5 protein-coding genes and 4 pseudogenes are annotated in these 9,171 nt (G+C 58.6%); 5 read left to right on the plus strand and 4 right to left on the minus strand.

Features of this window, described 5'->3' with window-relative positions; all coding sequences use genetic code 11:
* Window positions 1-124 precede the first annotated feature (124 nt).
* Together AC5ZFO_RS46285 and AC5ZFO_RS46290 are read right to left on the minus strand one after the other, a co-directional pair.
* A complete protein-coding gene (locus tag AC5ZFO_RS46285; RefSeq protein WP_496124044.1) occupies window positions 125-1,930 on the minus strand; it encodes a putative bifunctional diguanylate cyclase/phosphodiesterase in 1,806 nt (601 codons plus the stop codon).
* 477 nt (window positions 1,931-2,407) lie between these two features.
* On the minus strand, window positions 2,408-3,811 hold the full coding sequence (locus AC5ZFO_RS46290) for a GGDEF domain-containing protein (protein ID WP_496124045.1): 1,404 nt from the start codon (window positions 3,809-3,811) through the stop codon (window positions 2,408-2,410).
* A gap of 737 nt (window positions 3,812-4,548) precedes the next feature.
* Here AC5ZFO_RS46290 and tnpB point away from each other — a divergent pair.
* From tnpB to AC5ZFO_RS46305, 3 genes and pseudogenes are all read left to right on the plus strand, one after another.
* Window positions 4,549-4,788 (plus strand): annotated as a pseudogene (tnpB, locus tag AC5ZFO_RS46295) (IS66 family insertion sequence element accessory protein TnpB); the annotation flags it as partial.
* A gap of 377 nt (window positions 4,789-5,165) precedes the next feature.
* Window positions 5,166-5,849, plus strand: coding sequence for a cytochrome-c peroxidase (locus AC5ZFO_RS46300; RefSeq protein ID WP_496124046.1), 684 nt, complete (start codon window positions 5,166-5,168; stop codon window positions 5,847-5,849).
* 113 nt (window positions 5,850-5,962) lie between these two features.
* Window positions 5,963-6,253, plus strand: a complete 291-nt coding sequence (locus tag AC5ZFO_RS46305) for a hypothetical protein (RefSeq protein ID WP_183714562.1) — start codon at window positions 5,963-5,965, stop codon at window positions 6,251-6,253.
* A gap of 27 nt (window positions 6,254-6,280) precedes the next feature.
* On the opposite strand, the pseudogene AC5ZFO_RS46310 reads toward AC5ZFO_RS46305, so the two are convergent.
* Window positions 6,281-6,556 (minus strand): annotated as a pseudogene (locus AC5ZFO_RS46310) (IS3 family transposase); the annotation flags it as partial.
* A gap of 46 nt (window positions 6,557-6,602) precedes the next feature.
* Here AC5ZFO_RS46310 and AC5ZFO_RS46315 point away from each other — a divergent pair.
* Window positions 6,603-7,127, plus strand: a pseudogene (locus tag AC5ZFO_RS46315) (transposase); the annotation flags it as partial.
* Window positions 7,128-7,140: 13 nt separating this feature from the next.
* On the opposite strand, the pseudogene AC5ZFO_RS46320 reads toward AC5ZFO_RS46315, so the two are convergent.
* Window positions 7,141-8,009: pseudogene (locus tag AC5ZFO_RS46320) on the minus strand (IS3 family transposase); the annotation flags it as partial.
* 668 nt (window positions 8,010-8,677) lie between these two features.
* On the opposite strand from AC5ZFO_RS46320, the gene AC5ZFO_RS46325 reads away from it, so the two are divergent.
* Window positions 8,678-8,980, plus strand: coding sequence for a hypothetical protein (locus AC5ZFO_RS46325; protein ID WP_496124047.1), 303 nt, complete (start codon window positions 8,678-8,680; stop codon window positions 8,978-8,980).
* Window positions 8,981-9,171 lie beyond the last annotated feature (191 nt).

Consider the following 9,171-nt stretch of genomic DNA (forward strand, 5'->3'; position numbering starts at 1 on the left):
CCTCCACCGAATCGAGATGATAAAGTGAATCATCAAGCCCCCTCCCTGGCGAGGGGGTTCTTCAGCAGACTGCTAGACGGTTTCTTCTAATCAAGCGCCTCCCGAGCACGCTTGAACCGTCGGCTCACGCATGTGGATTTCTTGCTCCATCTTCAGGAACCGGTCCGCGGCTGGCTTCGCGATTGAGCAGCGCGGGGATTCCGGCGGCTGGAACGGGACCACTGAACAGGTAGCCTTGTCCTTCTGTGCAACCATTGGAAACCAGATAGACGAGCTGGCGCTCGTCTTCGACTCCCTCGGCCGTGGTCGTCAAACCAAACCCTTCAGCAAGGCCGAGTATAGCGCGAACGATCACCCGGCTGTCAGTGCTGTCGTTGAGATGCGACACGAAGCTGCGATCGATCTTGATCTTGTCAAGACGAAACGAAAGCAGCTGGCTAAGCGTAGCATAACCTGTTCCGAAATCATCGAGCGCGATGCGGACGCCGGCTTGACGAAGTTCGTCAATCACGATCTTCGCAGCCCCGTTACTTTCCAAGAACGCGCTCTCTGTAATTTCAATCTCGAGGCGGCGCGGACTAAAGCCGGTTTGCTCAAGGATCAGTATAATGCGCTCTCCAAGCGCGGAATCCCGCAACTGAACAGGCGAAATGTTGAAGGCAAGCGAAAACGTCCGTGGCCACGCAGTGGCATCAAGACACGCGCGCCGAAAAAGCTGATCTCCAAGAGCGTTGATGAGGCCGGTTTCTTCTGCAATCGGAATAAACACGTCAGGCGGGATATGCCCCCATGTCTTGTTCTCCCAACGCGCCAACGCCTCGAACCCGACGATGCGATTACTTACGAGTGAGACCATCGGCTGGTAATGGGGCTCGATAATATCCGTTGCGATAGCGCTCCGAAGCTCACGCTCAATATTGATGCGCCGCTCGACATGCATGTCCATGTCCGGTTCAAAAAAGCGAACACGCGACCTGCCGTCGCCTTGCGCGCGATAAAGTGCGCGTTCTGCGCGCCTGACCAATTCGTGGGGAGTGACGGCATCAAGCGGAGCGATGGCGATGCCAATTCCAAGATTAAGCTCGGCTGCGCCAGTCTCAATTGCGAAACTGTCGGCGGCAGACACCACGATACGGCGCGCCAGATTGGCGGGATCCTCGAGGGAGCTAATGTTGGGCAAGACGATCCCGAATTCGTCGCCTCCGGTCCTCGCCAGGAGACCGTCCTTGCGCAAGATATCGGCAAGCCTTGTGGCAAATTCGCAGAGTGCCTTGTCTACCGCTGCATGGCCGTGCGTATCCTTGATCCGCTTCAAGCCGTCGAGGCCGAGCATCAGAACAGCGACTTGATGCGTGTCGGTGGCGAGGCCAACGCACACATCAAGTGTGTCATCAAACAGGCTGCGGTTTGGCAAGCCGGTCAATGGATCGTGTCCCGCCAAATCGCGGACTTCTCCTTCTGTAATGGCTTGTGCGTCAGTTCCGCGGGCGAGTTCTCGATAGCGCCGAACACTAAAGATTGTGAGCCCAATGCTCAGCAAGAATGCAACGAACACGATGAATATAATGTCGTCGAGTATCGGATCCACATAGCGCTGAAGCAGCTGCGCTAAACGAGGGCCAAGCCCATAAAAATGCGCTAAGAGTGAAGCGAGAACGACGCCGCCGAATAGAGCAATGAAATCCCTCGTGGCAGAACTGCGCCAATCGAAGTGCAATACGCGCAATCGTGGAGTTGAAATTCTCATCTCAGTCGAACCGTCGCAACGCAGGGTGCGGGGGTCTTGCCCGCAGCATGCTTGTTGAGAAAACCAGATGTTGCGCCGATTGCGGAACGTCAGTAACGGCTTCGCAAGCCGCAATGAGCCATCGGGTCGCGATAAGGTGCTTCCCGCGAAAGTGGTGTTCGAGCGACCGGCAAGCTCGCGCATCGTTAGTGCGGCCGAAGCAACGAGCTATATGCTGAATATGCCGATTCAAGACGTTGAACACTCTGGAGCGCGAGCGCCAAGGGAGGGCGCTAGTTCACGTGCGATAGCAATCAGCGCGACCAGCTTCCTACAAGTCGCGCCTCGTGATCCGGAGCTTCTGCCAAGTGCCTGGCGAGCGGATTGACGATCGCGGCGCGGGCCAAGGGGCGGCCGCCTTGGCGAGGTGAGGCGACCGCCAGCTGAGCGCTCGATGGAACGACGGCTGTCACGCGACGCCGTTGTAGCAAGAAACGACATAACAGCTCCCGGCAGCTAGTGGCCGCAGCTTATTGCGGTGAGAACCGGCCTGCAAATGTTGCAATGGATGGACCATGACCGAATAGTTGTTAGTAGAGTTGCGGGCTTTGGCTCGGAGAAGAGCGATAACGGGCGTCCGGGCCCAGAGCACCGGAGACGGAGTGAACGATGAACCTTATCCTAGGCGACAACCACACGGTTGCGGCCTTCAAATTTTGCGCGATAGAGTCGCTGGTCGGCGACGTTCAAGAACCCGTCGAGCGTGTCTCCATCGCGCCCGAACTCCGACACTCCAACACTGATGGTGACGCCGATCGATGGTTCGGCTCGGACATCGAATGCAGTGCGTTCGATGGCCGATCGAAGGCGCTCGGCGACCGCGCTAGCCGCGTCGAGCGTCGCCCCCGGTAGCAGTACCATGAATTCTTCACCGCCCACGCGCGCGACAGAGTCGTAAGGCCGGATTGCCTCCAGACACTTTCGCACGAATACGCGCAGGACCTCGTCGCCGACGCTGTGACCACGTGAGTCGTTTATGTCCTTGAAATGGTCGAGATCGAGCGACAGCAGGGACAACGGAGCTCCGGTCCGCCTGGCCCGTGCGATCTCCGCGCCGATATGCTCGATGAAGTGGCGCCGATTCCCGGCGCCGGTTAATGGATCGGTTGCGGCGAGCCGCTCCAGCCGTTGATTGCTTAATTGCACTTGCTGAAGTGCCTTTTGAGTGTCGGCCATCGATTTGGCCAGGCGGGCGGTCATTTCTTCCTGGCTATAGATGGTGGCGAACGATTTCGTTGTTCGGAAAGCCTGGACGACGCCATAGCTGAGCAGAAGAAATCCGCCAGCGAAGATCGCGTGAGCCAGCCACCACATATGATTCCACGGCCCGGCCAAAATGAATGCGAGCGACGATAGCGCGAACCACGCGACAGAAACGCCGAAAACAAGCATGAGCGGCGAGTGAATCCGTCGCATGAGCAAGACCGCGACGTTCAGCGCACTGAATAGCAATGCGCCGCCTTCCATGGACAGGCGGACCACCGGGTGCCCAGCATAGGGTGAATAGGCGACCAGTGCGACAGCTAAGTCCATCGTAAGGAACAGGCCAATCCACGTCAGCCATGCGCGCGTGTCCGAGCGCTTCTCAAGCCCGTCTGACGGCAGGTTATAGCTGAGTAGCCCGACGAAGAGCAAAATCGACATCGCCAGACGCGACGCTGGCCCATAGAGCAGAAAGAGCCAAATGTTGCGATGTGCCATGCCGGTGAAGGCGCCGTGCAGCGTATAGATCAGCACGAAGGCCAGAAAACCAAGGGTCAACCACCGCAACAGAGGCTCGCCTGAAGACCGATAGCAACGCCACGTCACATATGTGACGAACACCCCCTCCAGGGTGGCGACGGCGATGGCGAATTCGTGGAACAGGTGGTCTTCAAACTTCAGCGCGGGATCTTGCTGAAAATTGAGGTAAGCGATGAACTGAATGGGCAGCAGGGCGAAGCCGATAATGAGAAGGCTCGTATACGCCTGTGTGATCAGCCGCAGCGCGCTGGGCGGCTCGTGCAACATAAGATTGGTACTCATATGCTATACCGTCATTCCATGATGATCCCACGCGGTCCTTTCATGAACTCGTGGGGCCTTCTTCAAGCACCTTGGAGTCCTGCTGGACAACCAAAGTGACATGGTTCGCCTCCGCCGTAGGTTATCCAACACGCCGGCACCGATGATCACGCTGCACGCCGCGGAAGTCACAAGATTTACGTTTCCGGCCATCCGCTGCACTCATCCGGGCGGGGCTGCGACGCCGCCAGCATTGACTTGCCATCCGGGAGCGGCCAAGTTCGCCACTGCGGGATCGTCGGTGCCGTTGCGGTTTAAGTGTTCGAGCCCACCACGTTCAGCCCACCCGCTCCGCTAAGCGTAAGGGTATCGTGCGTGTTCAGTACAGTATCCCAGCTGCTGCCCCGAGTCGTCACGATCTGCGATCCGTCCGAAAACGCGCCATCGGAGGATAAGGAAATCACGAGCTCATTGAGGAAGGGGTTTTGCGCATTACCTTACTCAATCGTCTGCTTGACTCAATCGTCTGCTTGCCACCCACTGGTAGCACCGCTGTGACGATCGGCGCGGACTGGTTCGGCTCGGAGCCAACGCGCGTGATGAGCAACAGCGTAAGTGTCAGCCCGCTTTGATTGAAGAGTTTCTTGTATGCCATCTGTGACCTGCGTTCTGCGCGAGTCCCCGGGCAAAATGGGGACAGAGGTTCCCCTATATACATGAGCTGGCTAAGCTAAGCCCCTGCCAGATCTTGTAGGCGGCCGAAGATTTCGAGCCTGCCTGGACTGGGCATGTCACTTTATGCCAAGCGGCTGGAGCGCGGCCGCTTTTTGTGGCCGTCGTCGGCGGACGGCGTGGTGACAATCACACCAGTCCAGCTTCGCCATGCTCGACTACCCATGCCCGGCAGCCTTCGCAAAACGGCTGATGTTGCCGGTAAGCGCGTGGTCCGACGCCGTCATCGTCCCCTGGCTGACCCGCTCAGGGTTATCGGTTTGTAGATAAGCTGGGCGAGAAGGTGTCCGCACTAAAAGGGCGGAGATCGTGTGTTCGGGTCCGTGCCTCGTGGCGGTTTGGCGGAAGAAGTCGCAGTGCCCGCCAGTGAATTGTGTCGGATCCCGAATCGTCTGTCATTTGCCCAGGCAGCTGCCTTGCCCGTGAACTATCTTACCGCGGCTTACGGCCTCATGGAACTAGCGGCACTACGCTCTGGACCGAATCTGCTCATTTTAGGCGCGGCGGGAGGTACAGGCACTGCGGCCATCAAGATCGGTAGGATGCTCGGAGCCCACATCACAGCCGCAGGTTCCACGGATGGGAAGCGAGGATTCGCGCGCGCCCAAGGGCCCGCGGAGCTCATCGACTACACTGCGCAAGATTGGAGGAAGACCCTTTCCCTGATGAGCCAGAGCCTCCCTTCTCAAAAAGCCTGACCAGTCTCAAATTATCTGACAACGGAATGAATGCGACCGCGGATCACGTAACGAGCACGCTGAATTCGATGGAAGATTATGTTGGCAAGTTCAAGCAAGCATTCCCGCGTGATACACCGCCGGTCACCTTCGACTATTTCGCAAAAGCGCTCAAGACTTTCGAAGCGACGCTCACGACACCAGCAGCTCCGTTCGACCAATACTTGAACGGCGATGGCAACGCGCTGGATGACCACCAAAAGGTGGGATTGCGGCTGTTCATGGACAAAGGCTGCGCCTCCTGCCACAACGGAATCAATATTGGTGGGCAGGAGTTTTTCCCGTTCGGCGTAATTGAAAGACCAGACATCAAGCTGCTTCCCGCAGCCGACCAGGGGCGTTTCGCAGTCACGAAGGCCTCCAGCGACCGATACGTGTTCCGCGTCGCCCCTTTGCGCAACGTTGCCTTGCGAGCTCCCTACTTCCACTCGGGTCGGGTTTGGACGCTCCAGGAAGCCGTAGGCATTATGAGTGAGGTCCAGCTCGGCGCCAAGCTCACCGAAAAGGAGAAGAACGATATCGTTGCATTTCTTAATTCACTGAGCGGCCATTTCGCCAGCTGCAAATCGGAGCTGCCTCGCCGCAACTAAACCGTAGAACACCCAGGATAGTAAACAAGGACACTATCTGTCTAAGGACGGGCGAGAGTTCACTGTGCGTGGTCGCGAATTGAGGATTATCTCGAACGGCACGGACGCACTTGATGCGCAATTCAGACGACCAGTTCTACTTGGTCGAAGAGCCGCACGACCCGGGAGAGCTTGAGGTCTTCACGGCGATCAGTCATAAGCGTGCAGTGGTTTGGCTGAGCGCCAATCCGGCCCGTCGTCGTGGTGCGGCTGCCGCTGATCGTAAGCAGGCCGAACGCCGTTTGAACGTCTTTATTGTTCTCGACGGCAAGTGGCCCACGCGGGCCACGTTTCGTTGGGCGAATTGCGCCGCGGTCTCGTCAGATTTCAGTCAGCTAGCCCCGATACAAAACCGTTGGGTTTGAGCTGCTGCCGGTTTGATGGACACCGAGTTAAGCTAATCCCACCTTGCGCTCGAAATCAACCGGGCTGAGATAGCCGATGGTCGAGTGCCTGCGGATCGTGTTGTAAAATCGTTCGATGTAGTCGAACACATCGGCTCGTGCCTCGTCTCTGGTCCTGTGGGTTTTGCCTTCCGTCCGTTCGGTCTTGAGCGACGAGAAGAAGCTCTCCATCGCCGCGTTGTCCCAGACATTGCCGGAACGGCTCATGCTGCAGATAATGCCGTGGTCGGCCATCAAACGCTGGAACTGCTCGCTGGTGTACAGGGCGGATTCAAACGGTCGTCGCAACACCGTGAAGTTGGAGGTTGCGATGAAAGTTGTAAGTCGACGTTTGACGCGGTCAGGACGAGCGCCATTGCCATCGCCAGGCCGGCCGTCTGTGGCCGGACGCGATGAACAGAATAGATTTTGGAGGGCGATTGCCACAGGGCAGAGCAGCGAAGATGCTGCGTTTGAGGCCGGATTATCGCAACCTGTCGGAAGCAGATTGTTCCGAAAGGCAGGCGGCATGCCACCAGCGATGTTCAGATCTTCGGCCAAGCCTCTCTCCGGGCGCTACCTTTCATTGGCTGAACGCGAGGAAATCGCTCTTCTAAAGGTGCAGGGCCATTCCATACGGGAGATTGGGCGCCGCTTGGGACGGGCTGCTTCGACGGTCTCCCGTGAATTGCGGCGGAACGCGGCCACCCGCGGCGGCGGGTTGGATTATCGGGCCACGACTGCCCAATGGCATGCAGACCGATCAGCCCGCCGGCCCAAGCCGATTAAGCTTGCGCCCAACGCAGCCTTGCGCACTTATGTGGAGGAGAGACTTGCCGGTAGTGTTGTAGCCCCTTGCTGGCCCCACAGCCATGGTCGGAGTGGTGCAACAGTGCGTCCGGCTTGCCGCGTCGCCAGACGGCCATCAGCAGGGCATCGGTCACCAACTGAGCTGTCATGGCGGCGCTCATCGACCAACCCACCACCCGGCGTGAGAACAGGTCGATCACTGCTGCGACATGGTGCCAGCCCTCGGCCGTCCAGAGATACGTAAAGTCGGCGATCCACTTCTGGTTCGGCCGCTCGGCAATGAACTGCCGGTCAAGGAGGTTCGCCGGCACGGCCTCGAGCTGTCGATCGCCGCTGTCCTTCGGCAAGCGCTGGCGTCGCGGCCGCGCCCGCAAGCCTTGTAGGCGCATCAGTCGTTCGATTTGGTGGAGGCCACAGTCCGCCCCATCGGCAAGCAGATCACGCCACACCCGGCGCACCATAGGTGCGGTCGCTCGCCATGAAGCTTGCCTTCACCTTGCCGCCGAGCTCTTCGTCGCTGCGGGATCTGGCGCTGGGCGAGTTCAGCCAGGCATGGAAGCCCGACCGCGACACCCCCAGCGCATCGCATAGCCATGCCACCGGCCAGATCGCCCGGTGCTTCGCGATGAAGACGAACTTCATGTCGATTCCTTCGCGAAGAAGGCTGCGGCCTTTTTAGGATATCCCGCTCGGCCTTTAACTTGGCGACCTCACGGCCCAACCGCTCGATCTCCTGCTGCTCCGGCTTCATCTGCCCGTGGCCGGGAAAGGCCTGCACCGGATCGGAGCCGAACTCTTTCACCCATTTGCGCAGAACGTTCTCATGAACATCCAGGTCGCGCCCGGCCTGCGCCACCGACACCCCACGCTCCCTAACCAGCTTGACCGCCTCGATCTTGAACTCGCGACTGAATTTCCGTCTCTTCATCGCCCACCTCCGGCTTCATGAAACACCTAATCTCAGTGTCCATCAAACCGGCAGCAGCTCAGTGGGAGTTGGCGGCTCGTGGCAGGGACAGCGCTTCCTCTGTGTATGCGTGGGGGATAAGCGCCGAGTCACGTTGCCGCTAACTTCAAAGGGTGGTGCGGGCGGGGTAGGGACAGCGTCTGATCCAACGCAACCGAACAGCGCCGAGTCTCGTCCGCACTGCCTGCGACCCCCAACGTCACCGTTACCTGTCTTGGTAGTTGCTCTACGGCATTCGTCCGGAGGATACATCCCCGTCGGCTTCTTGTCCCGCTTGGAGATGACCAGGGTGAAGTTTGCGACACGGCAGGGAAAGCGCCTCCCTTTGTCCGCCTCGAAGCGTCCAGTCACGTGGCCGCTAACTTCATTTAGTTGCGGTAACGAATGCACAAATTTGAGCGGTACATCACCTCACTGCGGTCGCAAGCGCTTGCGGTGCTTGCAGCCAATCAGGCCCGGGCGGCCGATCAGTCTTTGAGCCTGGCAGATCGCCAAGTCGCGACGTTTCATGCCGAGGAGGCTCAGGAAGTGTTGGGCATACTCGATTGCGTGAAACTCGACCCCGGGCCGAAGGAGGCACAGGAAATCGCTGCGCGCATACATGCGCTTCTAGAGAGCGGGAGAAGTAAGTGTTAATCCCGGTCGAACCAAAGCTCAGATACTACATGGGGGCGAGCCCAAAGCTACAGCGCGATAATCGTGATTACAACGAGGTTGCGCGTCGGGCTGCTTATCACCTTAATACTCTGATCGCGAACAACGAGAGTGACACTCAGCAATATATGTTTGCCAACATCGCTCGTGATATCGGCGCTTCGACGGATGACGTGCGCTCTGCCCTCTCGAACGGCGGGTATAACGGCATAACATTCACGAACATTAGCGCAGAGGAGCGCAAGGCGCTGACTCCATATAGACGGGAGAAACGCTGACCTATCAGTCCATGATCAGCGCTACCTGGTGCTCAATGGCGGTGACCTGAGCCCCAAAGGTCATCCAGCGATGGGCGGAATCCTTTGGTCATTTGAGCCTGTGTGGCTTGGTGGTGCAACGGGACGGGGCGCGGAGCCCTCGACACAGCGCAGCGTCCCGTCCCGTTGCATGTCGGACGCTGTTAGCCTGG

Source organism: Bradyrhizobium sp. Unk1, from assembly GCF_059512345.1.